This is a genomic window from Ferdinandcohnia sp. GQ5 (assembly GCF_059759275.1).
On record NZ_JCAXEW010000001.1, the window covers coordinates 220885 to 241239 of the forward strand.

18 protein-coding genes are annotated in these 20355 nt (G+C 35.9%); 4 read left to right on the forward strand and 14 right to left on the reverse strand.

The features are described from left to right. Window positions 1–202 precede the first annotated feature (202 nt). Entirely contained in the window at window positions 203–736 is a 534-nt protein-coding gene (locus AC6CHV_RS01055; RefSeq protein ID WP_498077906.1) for a YceI family protein, read from the forward strand. 34 nt (window positions 737–770) lie between these two features. Here the strand turns inward: AC6CHV_RS01055 and dacB are convergent, their stop codons facing one another. The 8 genes from dacB to AC6CHV_RS01095 form a co-directional block, all read right to left on the reverse strand. After that, complete coding sequence (gene dacB, locus AC6CHV_RS01060) at window positions 771–2252, reverse strand: D-alanyl-D-alanine carboxypeptidase/D-alanyl-D-alanine endopeptidase (protein ID WP_498077969.1); 1482 nt, start codon at window positions 2250–2252, stop codon at window positions 771–773. 180 nt (window positions 2253–2432) lie between these two features. Further along, window positions 2433–3890 carry a cytosine permease gene (locus AC6CHV_RS01065; protein WP_498077907.1) on the reverse strand — a complete coding sequence of 486 codons (1458 nt, stop codon included), beginning with the start codon at window positions 3888–3890 and terminating at the stop codon, window positions 2433–2435. A gap of 51 nt (window positions 3891–3941) precedes the next feature. After that, window positions 3942–4715: a glucose 1-dehydrogenase gene (locus AC6CHV_RS01070; protein WP_498077908.1), complete on the reverse strand. Its 774-nt coding sequence runs from the start codon at window positions 4713–4715 to the stop codon at window positions 3942–3944. Then, entirely contained in the window at window positions 4716–5543 is an 828-nt protein-coding gene (locus AC6CHV_RS01075) for an alpha/beta fold hydrolase (protein WP_498077909.1), read from the reverse strand. Between the two features lie 186 nt (window positions 5544–5729). Further along, window positions 5730–6515, reverse strand: a complete 786-nt coding sequence (locus tag AC6CHV_RS01080) for a glucose 1-dehydrogenase (protein ID WP_498077910.1) — start codon at window positions 6513–6515, stop codon at window positions 5730–5732. A 17-nt stretch (window positions 6516–6532) separates the two neighbouring features. Next, entirely contained in the window at window positions 6533–8305 is a 1773-nt protein-coding gene (locus AC6CHV_RS01085) for a hydantoinase B/oxoprolinase family protein (protein ID WP_498077911.1), read from the reverse strand. A gap of 19 nt (window positions 8306–8324) precedes the next feature. Beyond that, complete coding sequence (locus tag AC6CHV_RS01090) at window positions 8325–10448, reverse strand: hydantoinase/oxoprolinase family protein (RefSeq protein ID WP_498077912.1); 2124 nt, start codon at window positions 10446–10448, stop codon at window positions 8325–8327. A gap of 63 nt (window positions 10449–10511) precedes the next feature. Further along, complete coding sequence (locus AC6CHV_RS01095; RefSeq protein ID WP_498077913.1) at window positions 10512–11396, reverse strand: nitrilase-related carbon-nitrogen hydrolase; 885 nt, start codon at window positions 11394–11396, stop codon at window positions 10512–10514. A 178-nt stretch (window positions 11397–11574) separates the two neighbouring features. Between AC6CHV_RS01095 and AC6CHV_RS01100 the strand changes: the two genes are divergently transcribed. Next, a complete protein-coding gene (locus tag AC6CHV_RS01100; protein WP_498077914.1) occupies window positions 11575–12540 on the forward strand; it encodes a PAS domain S-box protein in 966 nt (321 codons plus the stop codon). 98 nt (window positions 12541–12638) lie between these two features. Here AC6CHV_RS01100 and AC6CHV_RS01105 read toward each other — a convergent pair whose 3' ends face one another. From AC6CHV_RS01105 to AC6CHV_RS01120, 4 genes are all read right to left on the reverse strand, one after another. Then, complete coding sequence (locus AC6CHV_RS01105) at window positions 12639–13469, reverse strand: undecaprenyl-diphosphate phosphatase (RefSeq protein ID WP_341331666.1); 831 nt, start codon at window positions 13467–13469, stop codon at window positions 12639–12641. 73 nt (window positions 13470–13542) lie between these two features. Continuing rightward, entirely contained in the window at window positions 13543–14157 is a 615-nt protein-coding gene (locus tag AC6CHV_RS01110) for a VTT domain-containing protein (RefSeq protein ID WP_498077915.1), read from the reverse strand. Between the two features lie 99 nt (window positions 14158–14256). Beyond that, window positions 14257–15009, reverse strand: coding sequence for an exodeoxyribonuclease III (locus AC6CHV_RS01115; protein ID WP_498077916.1), 753 nt, complete (start codon window positions 15007–15009; stop codon window positions 14257–14259). 24 nt (window positions 15010–15033) lie between these two features. After that, window positions 15034–15768, reverse strand: coding sequence for a glucose 1-dehydrogenase (locus AC6CHV_RS01120; RefSeq protein WP_341331663.1), 735 nt, complete (start codon window positions 15766–15768; stop codon window positions 15034–15036). 135 nt (window positions 15769–15903) lie between these two features. On the opposite strand from AC6CHV_RS01120, the gene AC6CHV_RS01125 reads away from it, so the two are divergent. Together AC6CHV_RS01125 and mntR are read left to right on the forward strand one after the other, a co-directional pair. Beyond that, window positions 15904–16860, forward strand: a complete 957-nt coding sequence (locus tag AC6CHV_RS01125; RefSeq protein ID WP_498077917.1) for a hypothetical protein — start codon at window positions 15904–15906, stop codon at window positions 16858–16860. Window positions 16861–16926: 66 nt separating this feature from the next. Further along, window positions 16927–17343 carry a transcriptional regulator MntR gene (gene mntR / locus AC6CHV_RS01130; protein WP_341333538.1) on the forward strand — a complete coding sequence of 139 codons (417 nt, stop codon included), beginning with the start codon at window positions 16927–16929 and terminating at the stop codon, window positions 17341–17343. Window positions 17344–17368: 25 nt separating this feature from the next. On the opposite strand, the gene AC6CHV_RS01135 is transcribed toward mntR, so the two are convergent. Both AC6CHV_RS01135 and AC6CHV_RS01140 read right to left on the reverse strand, forming a co-directional pair. Next, complete coding sequence (locus AC6CHV_RS01135) at window positions 17369–19381, reverse strand: DUF4179 domain-containing protein (RefSeq protein WP_498077918.1); 2013 nt, start codon at window positions 19379–19381, stop codon at window positions 17369–17371. Between the two features lie 521 nt (window positions 19382–19902). Beyond that, complete coding sequence (locus AC6CHV_RS01140) at window positions 19903–20346, reverse strand: YndM family protein (protein ID WP_440273435.1); 444 nt, start codon at window positions 20344–20346, stop codon at window positions 19903–19905. Between the last annotated feature and the right edge of the window lie 9 nt (window positions 20347–20355).

The window sequence follows — 20355 nt, forward strand, 5'->3', positions numbered from 1 at the left end:
TTGGAAAGAAACATTTATTTATTTTCTTAAATTCCCCTTCTTTTCATAGCATTATGCTTTATATAAAACGATTGGTTTTTTTAAAAAAATATCTACTTTGTTGATTGACAGAATATAAATAGGACATTATAATTTATCTTAAAGTAATATATCTTGAATTTAAGATTTATGATTCTAAAATAACTTTTTGGGGGATATTAATATGGCAAACACAAAATGGGCAGTTGACGCATCACACAGTAGTATTGATTTTTCAGTAAAGCATATGATGATTGCAAAGGTGAAAGGTTCATTTGAGAGCTTTGAGGCTACTATTGAGGCAAATCCTGCGGACTTAACATCAGCAAATATTGAATTCAAAGTTGATCTTGCAAGTGTAAATACAAAGAATGGTGATCGTGATAACCACCTTCGTTCTGCTGATTTCTTTGATGTAGAAAATCATCCAGAAATGACTTTCAAATCTACTTCTATCGTAAAAACGGATGAAGATGAATACAATGTTACTGGTGATTTAACAATTCGTGGTACTACTGAATCTGAAACGTTCCAGGTTGTATTTGAAGGTGCAGGCAAAGATCCATGGGGCAACGAAAAAGTAGGTTTCAGTGCAACAGGAAAGATCAATCGTAGCGAGTATGGTTTAGTGTGGAATGCTGCCCTTGAAACAGGTGGCGTTCTTGTTGGGGACCAAATTAAAATTTCTATTGAAATCGAAGCTGGAAAAGCTGAATAAAACAATGTAATGAGCAGGCCATTGAGGCCTGCTCTTAATAGTTGTATAGTAATGTAACGACTTTATCTTCAATTGGCTTTCCATGCGCATTATTCATTAAATTGTTTAAAAGAATAGAAAAGATAAGGTCTTCCCCACTCTTCGTCTTAATATACCCAGATAATGAACTCACGGTTCGAATTGTTCCAGTTTTCGCTTTTACCTTCCCGGCCATATCAGGATTTTTCATGCGATAACGTAATGAACCACCCACAAGTCGTTCACTATTGCCTGCTACAGGTAATGCTTCTAAGTAAGTAGGAAACCAGGATTGCTTTTGAGCATGATAAAGCAACTTGGATATGTCGTTGGCGGACACTAAATTAACATGTGAAATTCCTGAGCCATCTCTAATGACCATACTACTTGGGTCCACTCCGATTTTTCGAAGCTCATCTTTTACAACAGCAATCCCTTTATCCCAACTCCCTTCCCCTTTACGAATACGTCCCATTTCTTTTACGAGTGTTTCACCGTGTCCATTATTACTTAATTTCATAAAAGGAATGAGGAGTTCTTTTAATGGAATGGATTGATCAATTGCAAGTAGTTCTGCATCTTCTGGAGTTTTTGCAAGGCCATCTGTTCCAATCACATGGATTCCGTTCTTCGCTAATGCATGCTTGAACAAATCCAATGTATAGCCTGTAGGTTCCCACACCGTCATCCATTCTTGTACCGATTGTGCATTGACAGGTATTGTACCATCAATCGTAATCACATTTTCTCCATGTTCACGAATGATATCGATGTCTTTTTTCTCTTCTTTTTGTACCGTTTTTGTGTTATTGATGATTTTGACATAATTGTTCGTGGGTTGGACTGAAATTTCAGCTTTGGTTCCCGCTTTCTTTCCAGGTGCTACCTCGACAATTAAAGTTCCTGAATCATAATCTTTATTCGGAGAGGCTGTTAACCCTGAAACAGCTGAACCATAATAATAAGTCTCATCGCTCCAGGTTAAATCAATTGAATAACGCTCATCATCATACCAAGAATCATCCGCGATAATATTTCCAAAAATCACATCAACTCCAGATTTCTTGATTTTCTTTGCAAGTAAATCTAAATCTTGTTGGAGTAATGTTGGATCTCCTTTCCCTTTCAAATAGAGATTACCTGTTAATTTATTACCCTCAAGCTTCCCATCTGTGAGAACTTCAGTTGAGAACTGATAATTCTCACCAAGAGCAGATAATGCCGTTGCTGCTGTAATTAGTTTTAAATTGGACGCAGGTCGAAGTCTAACATCTCCAGCATGTTGATATAAGATTTCTCCACTTTTTGCTGACCTAATACTTATTCCAGCAATTGCACCTTTGAGGTTGGGTTCATTGAGAACAAGTTGATTAAGTTGTGCAAGCACTTGTTTTTGGTTTGCGTTAGCATCTACCGATTCCGGCTGTAAGTTAATTAAAAACATAATGAATAAGCTAATTATAAATGCAGTACAAAATAATTTATAAAATAATTTAATAATTAGACACTCCCATCTCTTTCGTTCTAATCTTCAGTTATTAAGTAAAGTGCCATATTTTATACATGTATAGATAATAATTATTAGTAGTAGTATTCAATTTGGTTATTATTTTAGTATTAATTGTAAGTGAAAAAGGAACCATGAGAAAAAAACTCATGATTCCGTTAAAATGAATGATTAACTTGATTTTAAATCTAGAGTAGATTGCTCTACTGAGTTATCATATGGTTTAGAAGCGATTTTAATCGCCGGCCAAACTGGACTAACCGCTTTAACTAAGATCCAATATAGCGCCATAACGAATAATACATTACTTACGTTTGGAATCATTGCATCAGGCCATAGTCCAAACGTAAAGGAACCAATTGCAACGCAAACTACTGCAAGCCAATTTATTCCTGAATTAAACCTATACTGTCCATGTGGATCGTATAATGCGTTTACATTAATCTTCATTCGTTTTAACAATACATAGTCAGCAAGTATTACACCAACCAAAGGTGAATAGATTATACCGAATGTATTCATGATTGGTGTAGCATTATCAATAAAAACTGGAAAACAAGAAGCAATTGTAGCGACTACTCCACAGAGTACTGTTGACCAAAATCTACCTAACTTCGGGAAAGAGTTTACTAAGCATAATCCACCTGTGTACAAATTTAGAATGTTTATTGTCCAATTATCTAGAACAACCATTAATATTAAAAAGATGATGATGAATGTTGCTGGATTAAGTTGAGTAGCAGCATCGAAGATATTCCAGTTTCCTATTGCAATTGCAGAATAGGCACCGATGAAGGAAATAAATGCCACACTAAAAATAGCTCCACCTAAAACTCCAACATATACATCGACTTTACTTCTTGAATATCTCGTTAAATCGGCAGCGTCAGTAAATAAAGTAAAGTATATTCCAGCCATAATACTTGCAGATAATGCAAATGCTCCCCATCCTGGACTTTGAGCCTCGACGCTAACTATATAGCTATATTGAAATTCAGGAATACTCGAGCTCATGATCAAATACATAATATATCCCATACCAAGCAGTTTTAAAGGGAATACAACTCTTGTCGTAATTTTTAATGATTCATAACCTACAATCGCGATTATAGTTTGAAATACAGCGAAAATAAAACTGATCACTATTAAATTATATGAGATTCCCGTTAATTCTCTTAACAATGCTTGGATTGCCAAACCACCAGCAAGTGTTTGCGATGCAAACCAAAATACAGATAAAATGGCTCTTAATATCGAAGGACCATACTTTGATAAATGTATACCTAATGTAAATCTTGTAGAAACTGAACCGGCTAGCCCATTTTTCACTCCTGTCATTGCATATAAACAATAAAATGTAAATGAAAAGGCTATACCTACAATCTGTGCCCAAACAGCTCCCCAAAATGACAATCCTGTGACTGTAACAGCAGCACCAGCGATTACAAGGTGGACTGGATTAATGATGAATGCAGCGAACATTGCAAATAAGTCATACCACTTAACTGTTTTTAGCTCTTTTGGAATGGGCTCAATTCCAAATTGTTCAACATTTTTTGGAGCCTTATTCTTTTTAGCAAGTTCTTCAATGAGCGCTTGAGTCTCGGTTGTTACTATCTCTTTAGTCATATTGCGCCTCCTGGATTTCAGAATGTTCAGTCATCTACAAACACAATATTTTTAACTTGTTGGCAATGCGCATGTTAGCCCGCCATCTATTGTTAAGGCTGTACCCGTAACCCAGGATGCATCATCTGAAGCAAGATATAAAAAACCGTTTGCAATATCTTTTGGATTTCCTAAGCGCCCTAGTGGATGGATTCTTGTGGCGAACTCTCGTGCACCCTCTGGATCATCTTGGTCTTGGAAGAAACCTTCTATCATAGGTGTGTCAATAAATCCCGGACATACACAATTTACTCGAATGTTATAGGGAGCACCGTCAACCGCCATACATTTTGTAAGGCCAATAACAGCTGATTTTGAAGCGCAATATGCTGCATCATTAGCAATGCCCGTTTGACCTGCAATTGAGGCTGTATTTAAGATTACTCCACCTTTATTGAATTTAAAATGTGACCAAAGCTCTTTTGATAAAAGGAAAATACTCTTAGAGTTTATGTTCATTTCTCGATCCCACTGATGTTCTTCTAATTCCTCAACACTTCCCGTTATTGTAATGCCAGCATTGTTAACGAGAACATCAATCTTTCCCACTTTTTCAATACTTTCCTGTACGGCCAATTTAATTGTTTCAATATTAGTAACATCAATAAAACAAGAGAACGCATTACCTCCATTTTGTTCAATTAACCTTACTGTATAATCGGCAGATTCTTTATTAATATCAGCACAAACTACCTTGCCGCCTTCTGCCGCGAAGCGAAGGGCTGTGGCTCTTCCTATCCCTGATCCAGCTCCAGTAATGAAGGCTGTTTTGTTAAGTAGTTTCATTTAACCTACAACCTTTCCATAAAAAAAGTCCCTTACAACTCTACAATTTTCCTCAGCATTATCGAATAAGGAAGAATGATTAGATCCTTTAATGACATATTTAATAGAATTGGCTATATTTTCATAAATATATTGTTGTCCTGCACCCGTTGGTCCAACTTCCCAAGGAGTCATAATATCTTCGTCTCCACCAATAACGAGTGTTTCTGCTGTAATTTTGGGTAGTAATGGTCTAAGGTCCATATCAATCATTGCTTGGCAAGCCCTCTTAAAAACTTCTTTATTATTGCTTTTTTGTAAAATTTCTTGAACCATATCTACAGCCGATTCACCGTTTTCACTATCAAGAAAACTTCGTGATAATGCTTGCATTGAAATTAACTCAGCAAGTGTTCTGCTCCCAACTCCCATATGCTCTGCAATATCAATCCAGTTTCTAAAAGTTAATCTTCCAGCATAATCCAATTTTGCTGCAGAACAGTTTATCACGAGCCGGTCAACTTTTTCAGGATATTTGGCTGCGAATTGTTGTGCAACCATTCCTCCCATTGATGTCCCGTGTATATGAGCTTTCTCGATTTCTAAATATTCCATCAATCCTGCAATATCATCAGCCCAAACTTCCATATCGTAATGTTGAATAGGTTGTTCTGATTGGCCATACCCTCTTAAATCTAAATCTATTACTCTAAAATAATCAGCTAAATATGGGGTTGCAGTCGAAAAATTATTGTGTCCAAAACCGCATCCGTGTATTTGAATAATCGGCTCACCACTACCCTTTTCCTCATACCATAATTTAACACCATTGATTGTAGCAAAACTCATCGTATTTCCTCCTTTATGTTATATAATTTAGCCACGGCTTACTTTAAAAGATTTATTGATGAAAACTTGCCGTATAGACGACTGCCTAATCGAAGTAGACAAATCCGAATAGGCATCCCTTATTTATAAAACTCTTGAATATAAGTGTGAATAATAAATTTTCAATTAGTTATATATAACATTATCCTATAAGTCTAGACCTGGTTCTCCGGCTGTCCAACCTCCATCTACTGCTATTACTTGACCTGTAATTAATCTAGCTAAATCGGAAACCAAGAAACTTACTGTATTTGCAATATCCTCTGGTTCTCCAATTCGTCCTAGCGGAATCCTTTTAAGGGATGCGTTAAGAACAGACTGGTCATTAAGCATTGGCTCCGCCATTGGTGTCTTAATAAAGGTAGGAGCAATGGCATTAACATTGATATTATGTGGTGCCCAATCAATGGCCAAACTTCGGGTAACGGCAGCAACTCCACCTTTACTAGCTGTATAAATTGATTGGTGTGGTAGTGATAGTAAAGCTGCTTGAGATGCCAAGTTTACTATCTTTCCATATTTTTGAGGGATCATTAAAAGTGCAGCATGTTTACACCAATTTAATGTTCCTTTTAGGTTAACGTTAATTACCTTATCGAAATCGTCCATATTGATATTTTCTGCTGATACATTTTCACAGATTACACCCGCACAATTTACTAAAATATCAATATGTCCGTATGTCTCTCGAATGATTGAAGTAGCTTTTTCCACATCAGACACACTACTAACATCATTCAATATATAAGTAGTTTCTGATCCAAACTTTTCTATTTCTTGAACTGTTTGCTTTAATGCTGCTTCATTTAAATCTATAAGGATAGTGGTACCCCCATTTGCAGCAATTGTCTTCGCTACACATTTTCCTATTCCCTGTCCAGCACCTGTAATTACTGCTATCTTTCCATCAAGTGATAAAGATAATGGTTTCACCTTTTGTTATCTCCCCTTTAGTTTGTTGATTTAACAAGTCTTCTATATTCCTCTGTTGCTGCGATGTCTACTGTATAGTCTTCAGTAATTATGACACCGTATTGTTTTTTAGCATTTTCCTTTGAGGTATATTCGTCGCGTACATCCTCTAAAACTTTGTTAGGATCTCTTTCAAACGGATCGCCATAGCCTGCTGCACTTGGGGTTTTAATTTCTAAGATATCTCCTGCCTTTATTTTGTAATTCGTAAGTTTCGCGGGTAAGCTTTTCTCCTTATCGGTACCTGGATTTAAAGTTAAAGAACCTGTTAAGCCATCTTTTCCTCCTAATATTCCTTTAGGTGGATCAGTATGTCTATCTCCTTCACCGGTGAAGAGACCGCCTTCTAGGAATTCCCACGTTCTAACAATTCCAACTCCACCTCTCCACTTTCCTGGGGTTGCATCTTCATTTCGTAATTCGTACCGATTACATCTCATTGGAAGACGCATTTCTAACTCTTCTATTGGATTATTCCTAGTATTTGCTATCAGATTATCGACACTATCTAAACCATCTTTCCCACATCTACCACCGTAGGATCCTTCATTTACTTCTACATATACCCAGTATTCTCCTGAGTCAGCTTTGATCCCTGCATATGAATTAAAATGTACATGTGCTGAATTTCCTGCAGTCGTCTTATCTGGTAATACGGAAGATAAAGCCAAATTTATTTGATCTGCTAATCTTTGTACTTGATTTATTCTTGCGGTATTCGCAGCAGGTGGCTTTGGGTTAAAAATGCTTCCGTATGGTGCAATTACCTTGATGGGTTTGAAAATTCCACTATTCTGAGGAATGAAGACTTCGGAATTAGCTTCGTCTAATAATATTGCACGTACTATTGTGTAAGTTGCTGGAAGAGTTGAGCCTGAATAAGGTACGTTATAGGCCGTTTCCACTTGAGGCGAACTTCCTGTTAAATCAACAACCAAATCACTTCCTTCAATCTTTACACTCGTTTCAATGCGAAGACGTTCTCCGTAATTTCTTCCATCATCATCAAGCCAACCTGTTGGAGCTTTATATATTCCATCTGGAATTTTCTCAATTTCTTTTCGAAGCATCTCTTCTGAATAATCCATCCAACGTTGCTGTGCTGCTTGGACTGTATCTAATCCATAACGTTCAATCAACTCGAGATAACGTTTCTTCCCAAGTTTAGCCGAAGCAATCATTGCTTCTACATCACCTTTATTTTCTTTTGGTGTTCGTACATTTTCAAAGATATGTCTCCATACATCTTCATTTTTCTGGCCCTTATTATACAGTTTAACTGCATTATAATGTTTTCCTTCAGCGTATACATCTACCACATCTACCATTAGACCAGGAGCCATTCCACCAACATCTAGTACATGACCAGTATTTGCTGCGTACCCTACCAAATTACCGTTATAAAATATAGGAATAATGATTGCTAAATCAGGGGTATGTGAGGCCCCATAATAAGGATTATTATGTAGAATAATATCCCCATCATTAATGTCGTTTCCTAAGAAGTGTTTAACCCCTGCAATATAACCTGGTAAAGAGCCAATATGCATAGGTGTTGAATCACTTTCACATAATTCATTTCCATCTGGGTCAAATAATCCAGCACCTAAATCTTCAGATTCTCGTATGATACTGGAATATGCCATTCTATATAAAACCAATGCCATTTCCTTAGCTATTGAATTGAATGATCCAGCAATTACACCTAGTGTAACAGGGTCAATATCCCGATATGATTTTTTTTCATCCATCTATTAATCAGCTCCTTATTTATTTCAATGAAACAGCGTTTATTGATTTTTCTTTTACTTTCACTTTATTTTTCATATCAATTACAATATTTCCAAATGAATCAAATTTTGCATTACACTGTGGCGGTATTACTGTTGTACTATCCTTCTGTGTAATAATTGCTGGACCAACTATTTCAATGTTAGTTGGAATTTCTTCTCGACTTATAAAAGGTGTGCTCAGTTCTTCTAGTTCATCATTGATCCAGAAATAGACTGGGTATTTAGGATAATCCGATAAACTAAATTCTGGATTATCAATTATTACATTAGTAATTTCTTTTTCAGATGTAATAAGTCCCACACCGATTACTCTGACATTAATCGCAACAACTTCCTGATCCGTAAACTTACTAGCATACTCTCGTTCATGTACTTCATGGAATCTATTAATAACTTCTGCAACCCAGGCTTTGTTAATTTCCCCCTCTGGCGCATCTACACGTAGTTCATACCCCTGGCCAGCATAACGGCAATCACAAACACGTTTTAGAATGATTTGTTCATCTGATAATCCATCTGCTTTTAATGCAGCTCTAGATTCTGCTTCTAGTTGTTCGAAGGTAGCTGCTAAACTCGGAATATCCGGATCTGATAAACTTCCCCAAACTGTAAATACTTTTTCATAAGTTATGTCTGTTGAAAGTAATCCCATTGCTGCTGTGATACCCGGATATGGTGGAACTATGACATAAGGAATATTTAATTCCTCGGCAATGTCACACGCAAATAACGGACCTGCTCCCCCAGCTGCAACAAGTGTAAACTCGCGAGGGTCATACCCTTTACGAACACTATTCATCTCAATTGCATTTACCATGTTATGTGTCATAATTTTTAATGCACCTGCTGCTGCTTCCAAAGTGCTCATGCTTAATTTAGAAGCGATGTGTTCATTGAAAGCCTTTTCAGAGAGCTTCGCATTGATTTTTAGGTTACCTGCTAACTGGCTTTTTGGATGGATTCTTCCTAATAACACATTTGCATCAGTAGATGTAGGTAAAGTTCCACCTTTTTCGTAACAAGCTGGACCAGGGTCTGCGCCCGCACTTTTTGGGCCAACTCGGAATATACCTCCTTCATCTACATATGCAATCGATCCTCCACCAGCACCTATTGTATCAATATCTACCATAGGAACCATTGCGTTATATTGACCAATTCTTGTATCTAGTAAATGTCGCATCCTCATCTCTCCATTAGGTGCGACCCCGATATCTGCTGAAGTTCCCCCAATATCTAACGTGATAACATTATCAAATCCAGCATTTTTAGCTGCTTGAATACCCCCAATTAAACCACCTACAGGTCCAGATAATAGAAGGTTAATAGGTTTATCCGCAGCAACGGAAGATGTTGCTATTCCCCCATTTGATTGCATTAAATGGAGTCCCGCTTCCATTCCTACATCATTGAGATTTGATTCTAATTTCTTTAAATACGTACTTGTTTTAGGTCCTATATAAGCATTTAATGCAACAGTACTAAATCTTTCATATTCTCTATATTGAGGTAAAATTTCGTTACTGATTGACAAATATGCTTCTGGAAACTCTTCTTGAATGATTTCTTTTACACGATTCTCATGTTCTGGATTTTTAAATGAAAACAAGAAACAAACAGCGATTGCCTCTACTTTTAATTCTTTAAGCTTTTTAACCTGTTCTCTTGTTTTTTCCACATCAAGTGGGATTAACGTTTCACCTTGTGCAGATATTCTTTCTGGTACAACTAATCGATTCCTTCTCTTTACCAGTGGATAGCTTTGCCATGGAAGGTCTTGATACAAAGAAAAATTATATGGTCGTTTATGCCGAGCGATGTGCAGAATATCTCTAAAGCCTTCTGTTGTAATCATTCCGACATTTGCTCCGCTGTGCTCAAGTACAGTATTAGTTGAAACAGTCGTACCATGTAGAAAATGGTTGATATCTTTTGGCTCAATACTTGCAATCTCACATATTTCTAGTATGCCAGTAATTACAGCTTCTGAAGGATCCTTTGGAGTTGAGGGCACTTTATGCACCCAAGATCTTCCTTCAGAATCATCTACTAAGATTAAATCAGTAAATGTTCCACCTACATCTACACCTAAACGAATCATAATCTTCCTCCTAGCACTAATGAGTTTTATTATAATATTATAAGAATATTCAGATATTAATCGTTAAATTAAGTCTTTTGCTAATGTTCCATAAAGTTCAGGTTTTCTATCAGCTAAAAATGGGTATGCACTTCTTGATTCTGGAAGTAGCTTTTTATCAATAATAGCTTCGAGCACGCAATCTTCATTCCCGTGTGCTTCTGCTAGTATTTCACCTGTTGGTGAAACGATTTTGCTTAGTCCCATTCTTATCCATCTACCATAATGTTCTCCAATATAGTGATCTCCACCTCCATTACATGCAATGACGAAACATTGGTTTTCCAAGGCCCTTACAAGAGGTAAAACATTCCAAAACTTTTCTTTGGATCCACTTGAACCAATTCCTCCTTTATTCCCGCCTTTCCATATTGAGGAAGGAAATGCTATTATTTCTGCTCCCTTAGCTGCTAAGAGCCTAACATATTCAGGAAACATACTATCATAACAAATAGCAATTCCGATCTTGCCTATTGGGGTATCAAATACCTCTGGCTCATTTCCTCCAGAAAAATAGAGTTTTTCTAAACCAGGAAGGTGCATTTTTCTTATTCTCCCTATTATCCCTGATGGGCCAATTAATAAAGCAGAATTATAAATGGTACCAATAATTTCAGAGCGTTCTGCTAAGGATACAATTACATACACTCCTTGTTCTTTGGCAGATGTTATTATTCTGTTTATGGCCGTGTCATCAAGTGAAAGAGTACCATTTTCCCAATATATTTGCTTTCCAAGTGGGCCGTGTTCATAAAAATTTGTGATACTCATTTCTGGGAACACAATTAATTCATTTCCGGTAGATGCTAATTCTTCAATTTTTCTTATTATATAATCAATGTTTTCTTGCATTTGTACCATGGGCAATGGTGAGAATTGAACTAATGCCACTTTTACGAGATGCTTCATTTCTTTTTCTCCTTTCATATAGACTATTCTTCTGAGAATATTACATAACATTAACTGTCTATAAAACTAAAACTCTATATTCTATATTGATAAGTTTTTTGTTGCTCAATTTATTCATATTCTGTCTGTCATAACAATATTCTTATATTAATTACATTATGAATATCGGAGGTTAATTATGTTGCACAATACGAATAATTTCCCAGAAACAGATTTACTACCCCAAGAATATCTGAATGCATTTCAGATTCCCTACATCCTTTTTGGTGAGAATAAACAAATAAAATATATGTATTTAACTGATTCATTAACCGATGATTTTAATTTAGAAGATGATATTTTTAAAGAATTTATTGATGATGTATATAATAATCAAAAAACGATGGTTAAAGAATTAGAAATAGGTATAAATAAAACATTAATCTTAATTAGAGGTACACCAATATTATCTAGAGGTATTCTATTGGGAATACTTATTATCTTTGAAATACCAGATTTAAATATTTTTGAAGAGTATCGAAATATGGCAATGGATTTAAAGGTAATATTCGAATCGTCATATGATGTGATTTTTGTAGCTGATAAAGACGGAAGAGCTCTGAGAGTTAGTGCGGCTTGTGAAAAGTTTTGGGGGATCAAAAAGGAAGATTTTATAGGTTCGAATGTATTTAAACTTGAAGAAGAAGGTGTTTTTTCACCTTCAGTGACTAGGATGGTTCTAGAGCAAGGTAAAAAAATTTCCACGATACAAAAAACAAATACAGGAAGAACATTATTGGTGATGGGTACCCCAATAAGAGATGAATATGGAAATATCATTCGTATAGTAAATGCTTCTAGAGATATTACGGAAGTGGATAAATTACATCAAGAACTAAGTGAAACTAAAGAGATATTAGGAAGATATCAAAGAGAAATAAAAGAGCTAAAACAAAAAAACACAAGTATTAATTCTAATGCTCCCTATCAATTGGAAATATTTGGTGAATTAGATCTCTTTGAAGCATTAAAGTCGATTGAAAAACAAATACTTGAATACACTTTAAATAAATATAAGACAACTGTTGAAGTCGCAAATGCCCTGAATGTAAGCCAATCGACAATAAGTAAAAAATTAAATAAGCTTGGAATACAACTTAAGTAAACATAAAAAAGGTGGTAACTGTGATTCACAGTACCACCTTTCAAATAGTCATGTTCAATATGCAAAACATTTATGAATTCTAATAATAATGAGATTGTTTATAAAAATACAAAATAAATAACAGCGGCTAGTACAATTCGGTAGATGGCAAATGGTAATAGCTTAATTTTATCGATGAGACGTAGGAAGAAGCGAATTGAAATTAGAGCAAATACGAATGCACTAATAAATCCTGCAATAAATACTGGAAGTGCGTCCATTGAAAAATACTCTATGTTTTTTAGAAGCGATATTCCACTTGCTCCTGCCATGATTGGAACAGCCATGATGAATGTAAAATCTGCAGCTGCTCTATGGCTAAGTCCTACTAATACACCACCGGAGATGGTCGCACCTGAACGTGAGAATCCTGGCCAAAGTGATAAACATTGAATAAGACCAACTGTTAATGCTTGTTTATACGTAATTTGATCTACAGTTTGCGTATTTGGATGTTTAGCACTATATCGGTCAGCGACAATCATTAGGATTGCACCTATCACTAGTCCAATTAATACAGTTTCAGTTGTGAATAAATATTCATCAATTGTATCTTCAAATAATACTCCAAGGACACCTGCAGGAATTAACCCTACAATAATATGTGTTAAACGTAAGTGTTTTGCTCCAACTGGAACAATTTTGTTTTTTCGATTAAGTCCAAGTAAGTCAATAAATCGGTCTTTAAACACGACAACAACAGCTAGTATGGAGCCGAGTTGAATCACAACTTTGAACGTGTTCGCTGGATATTTTCCAAGAAATTCCTCTGTTTTTAGCCACATATCATCGACAATAATCATGTGACCTGTCGAGGAAACTGGGGCAAATTCTGTTAAGCCTTCAACCAGTCCTAAAATAATCGCTTTTATGATTTCAATAATTTCCATCAGACGTAAAGTACTCCTTTTTTAAATGTCTAGATTCAGGCGCCTATTAGACGTGCGCCCGAAACATTTTTAATTATCTCGTTTTTGATTTTTTCTTGGTGAAAAATATAACAAGAAATCCAATTCCCGCTAATGCAATCAATGCATAAGTGATATTCGAGTAAATGTCCATGTAATGAACAATAACGTCCCAAGATTCACCAAATGCAGCTCCTAGCATCACAAGAATCACATTCCAAATTAATGTTCCAAGCGTTGTAAAGAGAATGAACATCCAAAAGTTCATATTGGACATCCCTGCTGGAATGGAAATTAAGCTCCTGATTAATGGAACCATCCGGCAGAAAAATACAGTCCAATATCCATATTTATCGAACCAAGCATCTGCTTTATAGATATCCTCTTTTGTTACTCGTAAAATGCGACCATAGCGGTCAACAATTTTCTCTAATCGCTCAACATCAAGTAAGCGTCCAATTCCATATAGAATAATCGCACCTACAACTGATCCCAGTGTTGCAGCAACAATAACCCCTGCCACGGTTAATTTCGTGATTGTGGTCATAAATCCGCCTGCGGTTAAAATCACCTCAGAAGGAATGGGTGGGAAGATATTTTCTAGTGCAATTAATAGAAAAATTCCAACATACCCAAATTGATCCATAAAATCTGTTATCCAATTATCCATTTTTACCTCCAAATAAGATGCTACAAAGTCAATTCTATAGCATACCTATTGTAATCTATGTTTGTCCTTCTTTAAAGTATTCCTTTAAATTTTTTCCTATCAATGAATTTCCAAAACAACCGGACAGTGGTCACTTCCCATGATGTGTGAGTGAATATGGGAATCTTCTAGACGGTCTTTAAATTGTTCAGATACAATAAAATAGTCGATTCTCCACCCAATATTTTTTTCACGCACATTTCTCATGTAGCTCCACCATGTATATTGATCGGTTATGTCTGGATAAAAATATCTGAAGGAATCAATGAATCCAGAATTGAGTAAATTGGTCATTTTTCCACGCTCTTCATCGGTAAATCCAGAATTTCCTCGATTTGATTTTGCATTCTTTAGGTCAATTTCCATATGAGCAACATTCAAATCACCACACATAATGATTGGCTTGCTCTCATTTAATTGAGTAAGATAAGCAAGCATACGGTCTTCCCATTCAAGCCGGAAGTTCAGTCTTGCTAGATCCCTTTGTGAATTCGGTGTATAGACATTAATTAAATAAAAATCTTCGAATTCTAATGTAAGAATTCTCCCCTCTGATTCTTCGTTTTCATCTCCAACACCATATGAAACCGAAAGGGGCTTTACTTTTGAAAAAACAGCAGTTCCTGAATAGCCCTTCTTAAGCGCATAGTTCCAATATTGATGGTAGCCTTCAAGGTCTAGTTCAATTTGACCTTCCTGAAGTTTTGTTTCCTGCACGCAAAAAATATCAGCATCCATTTCATTGAAATAATCCAAAAAGCCTTTTTTAACACATGCTCGTAATCCATTTACATTCCAAGATACAAGTTTCATAATCTATAAAGCTTCCTCTCTTTGTTACTCCTCATATATCATTTTTCTCGTCATTCCTCCATCTACGACGAGATTAATCCCCGTAACAAAATTATTTTTCGAATCGGTTAGATATAGACATGCATTTGCAATGTCAGTTGGAGTACCGACCCGCTTAGAAAAGTGTTGGTCATGGTCTTCTTTACGAAGTTCTTCATAATTACCTGTTTCTATCCAACCTGGAGAAATGGCATTTACTGTTATCTGATACTCTGAAAATGAAGCAGCAAGTGCGTGAGTAATTGCAACGATTCCACCCTTTGTTGCTGCATATCCTTCTGAATGGGCTTCAGACATCAAGGCCCTTGTTGACGCAATATTAACGATTGAGCCGCCAAATTGCTTCATATATCTTGCAGCTTCTCTCGAGCATAAAAAAACACTTCGTAAATTCGTATGAATCACGTCATCCCATTCTTCAACGGTGACATCGAATGGTGATTTAAACAAACCTTTTCCTGCATTGTTTATTAAAATATCAATTTTACCATAGGTTTGATAGGTTTGGTTTATCAAATTTTTGATATCCTGCTCAATTCTTACATCTGTTTTAATAAACATGGCTTCCTTACCTTGTTCCTGAAGTTCAAGGGTTTGTTTTGTTCCTGCCTCTACATCAATATCTGCTAAGATAACTTTATCTCCATTATTTGCGTAACTATTCGCTATACCTCTGCCAATTCCATTTGCTGCACCAGTAACAATGACAACACGATTCATTTATTTCACCAGCCCATTTTTCATAGTTTCAAAAACTTTCCTTTTTCATTATAAACGACGAAGCCGTTCTGGCAAAATAAAACAGAGATTCAGGTGTTACAAGAATGATAAGATATATACTGGGGAGTGAGGTTATTGAGGAAAAGAATAATTGTATTTCTATTCGCATTATGTAGCCTTCCAATTCTACTAAGCTTAGACCCTATCACGTATAACGCTTCATATTATGCTAAATACGAATCACCAAATGGAGTTCTATTTCTAAGCTATTCAGAAAACTGGAATGAGCAACAATTAGAGGAACTTTATCAGGAACTAATAAAAAACAAACACGGTGAGGAAATGAACCTGTTACAAGAAGTTCGCGTCATGGATGGTCCATCACCTTCAAATAATAGTATTACAGGAATCTATCATCCGTTTATTAGCAGCATTACGCTTTATAAAGGAAATGAACATACAAACGCTCGAGAATACCGAGATACGTTATCACATGAGTATGGTCATCATTTTGCATACTATTATTTTCCATCGCATCATTTTCCTTTTTCAAGGTGGTCAAAGCTAAGAGGGTTAGATGATATACCTGTTAAATGGTCTTCATTTTTTAATTACTCCATCTCAGCACATGAGTGGTACCCGCAGGAAATTTTTGCTGACGATTATGTTCTATTATATGGGGCAATCAATGAAGTAGATCGAGATGATGTCTATTCGAATGAAGCGTTTTATATGCGAACCGAGCATGAAAATCAGCAACTTACGAATGTCTTAGGAAATCAAGAATTGCAACAATTTATTGAACGAGAAACTGGAATAATGATCGATGATAACCGGAAATTGAAAACCCCTAAGTTGTCTTTAGTTACGGATGACAGTTTGACCTTTGATATCGAAAAAAAGGAGAATGTGGCTTATCGGTTAAATCTTGCAGACTATGAATATTATGAAATTACGGATGACAAAAGTGGATCTGTTACTTTTCCAAATATCGATTTGCAAGAAAACGAAGTTATTTCTATAGATGTTCTTGATTTGGAAACGTCAATAGGTTTTCGTACGGATGATATCCGACTTCATTTGGAAGATTAGATAGAAAATTATCCGCATTTCATTATATAATATAAATAGAGAGTTTTTTGAAAGGCGGTAATGACGATTCCAACACCAAGTATGGAAGATTATTTAGAAAAAATTTATTTATCGATTCAGCAAAAAGGCTACGCTCGAAGCGTGGATATTGCTTCTTCATTAAATGTCCTCCCTTCCTCCGTTACAAAGATGATGCAAAAGTTGGATGAGGAAGGTTTTGGGATTTATGAAAGATATAGAGGTTTTGTGTTAACCGAAAAAGGAAGCACGATTGCAAAAAAGTTAGTAGAAAAACATGAGATGCTTGAAGACTTTTTAAAAATGATTGGCGTTCAGGATAAGAATATTTATGAAGAAGTTGAAAAGCTCGAACATTATATAAGTAAGGAAACCTCCTTATGCTTATCAACCTTAATTGACTTTTTTGAAGAAAATCCTTCCGCTAAAAAAGAATACCTACAATTTCGAAAAGATAAGATGTAAAAAGCTCAGGATTACCTGAGCTTTCTTATTTCAATTTAATATTGACCTTATCATCTAGATAGGTAGTTCCCCAATAACCGTGAATTTGTAACCACCCAGGAACACTCTCTTCAGTAGAACTCTCTCCATAGACTTCAAGTAATACTTTCGTTTGATAATAACGAGGATGGTCTCCCACATACATATACGCATTTTGGACATACTCATCACGGTTATATATTTTCCCATTCAGGTCAACAAATACACCATCGCTATCCGTCATCCCCATAGACATAGCAGAATTGTTATTTTGTCCTAGTACTTCAAAATGAAGCGATTCAAATTTTCGTCCTTCATTCATTTCAGCTGTAATTTCGATTTTTGTAGGCTCACCTAATTCAACTTTATCAATTGAAATGTCACTACCTTGATATTCAAAGGTTTGTGGAAATGGTTTGTTGATATCTATTTCTACTTTATAGGCATCATTCTTCGTGTAGTATAATGAGCTTAATAAAAGACTGACTTCTTTTGGCTTCTCAAAATAAAGAGAATCAAAAGGTGATTGATAAGTGTTGTATTGCCTATCCCCACCTTGTATAGGAACACTCCATCCAAATGGTTTTGCCTTCTTTTTCTTTGTTTGGATTCCTTCAAAAAACAGTTCATTAATATATTGATCACCACTATATGGTTCAAAACGATATTGAAGAAGCGTGATGGTTGGAGCTATAATCAATTTCTCTATCTCAACTGGAAACCCATCTACTTTGAATTTTTTGTGGACGACATGTTCGAACGATTCTTTCTTCTTAACTGGTATTTCAAAATTCCATTCACCAGGGAAAAACGAACCTTCTCCATAGACATCTATCCATTCAAAGTTTTCAGCATTCTTTTCCATCTTTTGCAGTTTTGAAAGATTCAGTTTTATGGTTTTTGTTTCGGATGAAACGGGTAATAAACTTAGAATTCCCTTAAAGACATCCCCTTCACTTTCAAGGGCTTGAACCGGTATATGGTTGATGGGAATGGCCTGTTGATCAAAGGTGTTCATTTCCTCTTCTACAAATACACCATTCCAAAAATTAATTCCATATTGTTCACTATTTTCAAGATTTTCAACTTCATAATAGATTAATGTTTGAAAATCATCTGCGATAGCACTTTTTATCGTAACTTTTATTCCATTGCTTTCTTGAACAAGATTAAGTGGTTCACCAATACCACTTTTTAAGTATGCTAATAATTGCTCATCCTCTTGATCACGCAGGTCAAGCCAAGAGTAATACATATAAGCAAATCCGTTCGTTACATACCCGATTAAGAGTAATAAGACGAGTGAAGATGCAATTCCAATACTTATTTTGGTTCGTTTCTGTTTCTTCCTCTTCTTAAATCCTTCGATTTCAATTAACCTTGTCTTCACATCATCAAAAAAATGTGAAGGAACTTCAATCGCATCAGCCTCTTCAATTAGTGAATAAATGGTAGCTTGGAATACTGTTAGACCGCTTTGACAGATTTCACAACTGTGTAAATGAATCTCAAAATCTATTTTAGAAGGACGATCTAATGTTCGGCTCAAATAATCAATGTATTTTTCTTGATAATGACCTTCTTCTCCCCCACTCAAAATCCGAATACCTTTATGTAAATGGACTTTTACTGTTTCGACAGGGATTTCTAGAATATCGGCTACCTGTTCAAGGTTATGGCCAAGAATATATGTTAAAGCGAGAACATCTTTGCTAATTTCATTAAGTTTATCTAGTACACTCTCAACAGTTACTTGCATATTTTTTAGCTTACATTCTTTTATAAAAAGGGAAACAACCCAATTTTCAAAGGAAGCCTGCTTTTTTTTCTTGTTTTTTTCCGCCTGTAGCTTTACCATCACATTGTAAAAAGTCTCTTGAATGTCTTCCGTATTTCCTATATAGATAGAGGCAAGCTTGTACAAGCTTAATTTTCTTTGTTCAAACCAATCGATGATTGAATCCATATTCTTTTGTTTCAACTTCTTTAATAAAATCGGGTCTGTTTCCGTTATGATCACAATGTATGTCGCTCCCTTACCTTTCCTTCTCTCTTTATTTCAACATGAATCGAGCGAATCCCTTCTTTCTAAAAGGCCGTTTTCGCAAACTTTGTTGTTTTTTATAACGTTGACTTCCGCTTCAGGTGGACGCTTTCCGCGGGCGTGGCTTGAGCCTCCTTAACGAGATGTGGAGGCGGCTTGCACAGAAACGAGAAAATTTGGCCACTCCGACAAAGAGGCGTAATTTGCCTCTGAAGGAGGAGTTGAAATTTCTCGAGTTTCTAGCCGCTGCAACTGAACAAGTCGCTGCTGCTCCTGCGGGGTCTCAAATCTCACGCTTTTCCCGCTGGACATTGAATTTGCTTCTTTGAAATAACCCACGCACGAAGAAAATGTGAATACATTTTCGAGGAGTCGCCACCTTACGCTCCAATCAACTAAGTTTACAATTTTATATCAAAAAGCAACAATCTTATAGAAAAGAGCCTTCTACAATAAAAAAGACTAAATCAGTTTTGATTTAGCCATGACCATCCATTTTATTTCTTTTTCAGATCTTTCGTTTCTTCGTCATATTCCTCTGCAAACTCAGTTTGATAGCTTGGTCTAAAATGAGTTCTTGTCACATGTTTCTCTTCATTAAGAACCTTATTTTGCATATATGCATGGAAGAGTACTTCACTTATAGCAATAACACCAGCCGCAACAAGAGAGGCTGTGATTAACCCTGATGTATTATCCATGAACATGTAGCTCAATATCCAAATTGCAAAGAAAGATAAGCCAAAATCAGCAATAGTAGCAACGGTATTACCCGCTCTCGGCAGTGTAAATAAATCTCCAACGACGTATGCGAGCCCCGTTACAAGTATACTCATGAGTAGAATTTCTCCAAAGGAAGCACCTCTAAATATTCCAAAAAGGGACAAGAGTACAATAGATATTACGATAAACTTGATTCCTAAAGCCTTAAAGTGCCTCATGAATGAACA

What these genes read in the sequence shown, in the direction of transcription:
- AC6CHV_RS01140 (WP_440273435.1), bottom strand. Translation starts at nt 20,346, where the DNA reads ATGAGGCACTTTAAGGCTTTAGGAATCAAGTTTATCGTAATATCTATT.
- AC6CHV_RS01105 (WP_341331666.1), bottom strand. Translation starts at nt 13,469, where the DNA reads ATGGAAATTATTGAAATCATAAAAGCGATTATTTTAGGACTGGTTGAA.
- AC6CHV_RS01075 (WP_498077909.1), bottom strand. Translation starts at nt 5,543, where the DNA reads ATGAGTTTTGCTACAATCAATGGTGTTAAATTATGGTATGAGGAAAAG.
- AC6CHV_RS01115 (WP_498077916.1), bottom strand. Translation starts at nt 15,009, where the DNA reads ATGAAACTTGTATCTTGGAATGTAAATGGATTACGAGCATGTGTTAAA.
- AC6CHV_RS01090 (WP_498077912.1), bottom strand. Translation starts at nt 10,448, where the DNA reads ATGATTCGTTTAGGTGTAGATGTAGGTGGAACATTTACTGATTTAATC.
- AC6CHV_RS01065 (WP_498077907.1), bottom strand. Translation starts at nt 3,890, where the DNA reads ATGACTAAAGAGATAGTAACAACCGAGACTCAAGCGCTCATTGAAGAA.
- AC6CHV_RS01070 (WP_498077908.1), bottom strand. Translation starts at nt 4,715, where the DNA reads ATGAAACTACTTAACAAAACAGCCTTCATTACTGGAGCTGGATCAGGG.
- AC6CHV_RS01100 (WP_498077914.1), top strand. Translation starts at nt 11,575, where the DNA reads ATGTTGCACAATACGAATAATTTCCCAGAAACAGATTTACTACCCCAA.
- AC6CHV_RS01095 (WP_498077913.1), bottom strand. Translation starts at nt 11,396, where the DNA reads ATGAAGCATCTCGTAAAAGTGGCATTAGTTCAATTCTCACCATTGCCC.
- AC6CHV_RS01085 (WP_498077911.1), bottom strand. Translation starts at nt 8,305, where the DNA reads ATGGATGAAAAAAAATCATATCGGGATATTGACCCTGTTACACTAGGT.
- AC6CHV_RS01120 (WP_341331663.1), bottom strand. Translation starts at nt 15,768, where the DNA reads ATGAATCGTGTTGTCATTGTTACTGGTGCAGCAAATGGAATTGGCAGA.
- AC6CHV_RS01110 (WP_498077915.1), bottom strand. Translation starts at nt 14,157, where the DNA reads ATGGATAATTGGATAACAGATTTTATGGATCAATTTGGGTATGTTGGA.
- AC6CHV_RS01055 (WP_498077906.1), top strand. Translation starts at nt 203, where the DNA reads ATGGCAAACACAAAATGGGCAGTTGACGCATCACACAGTAGTATTGAT.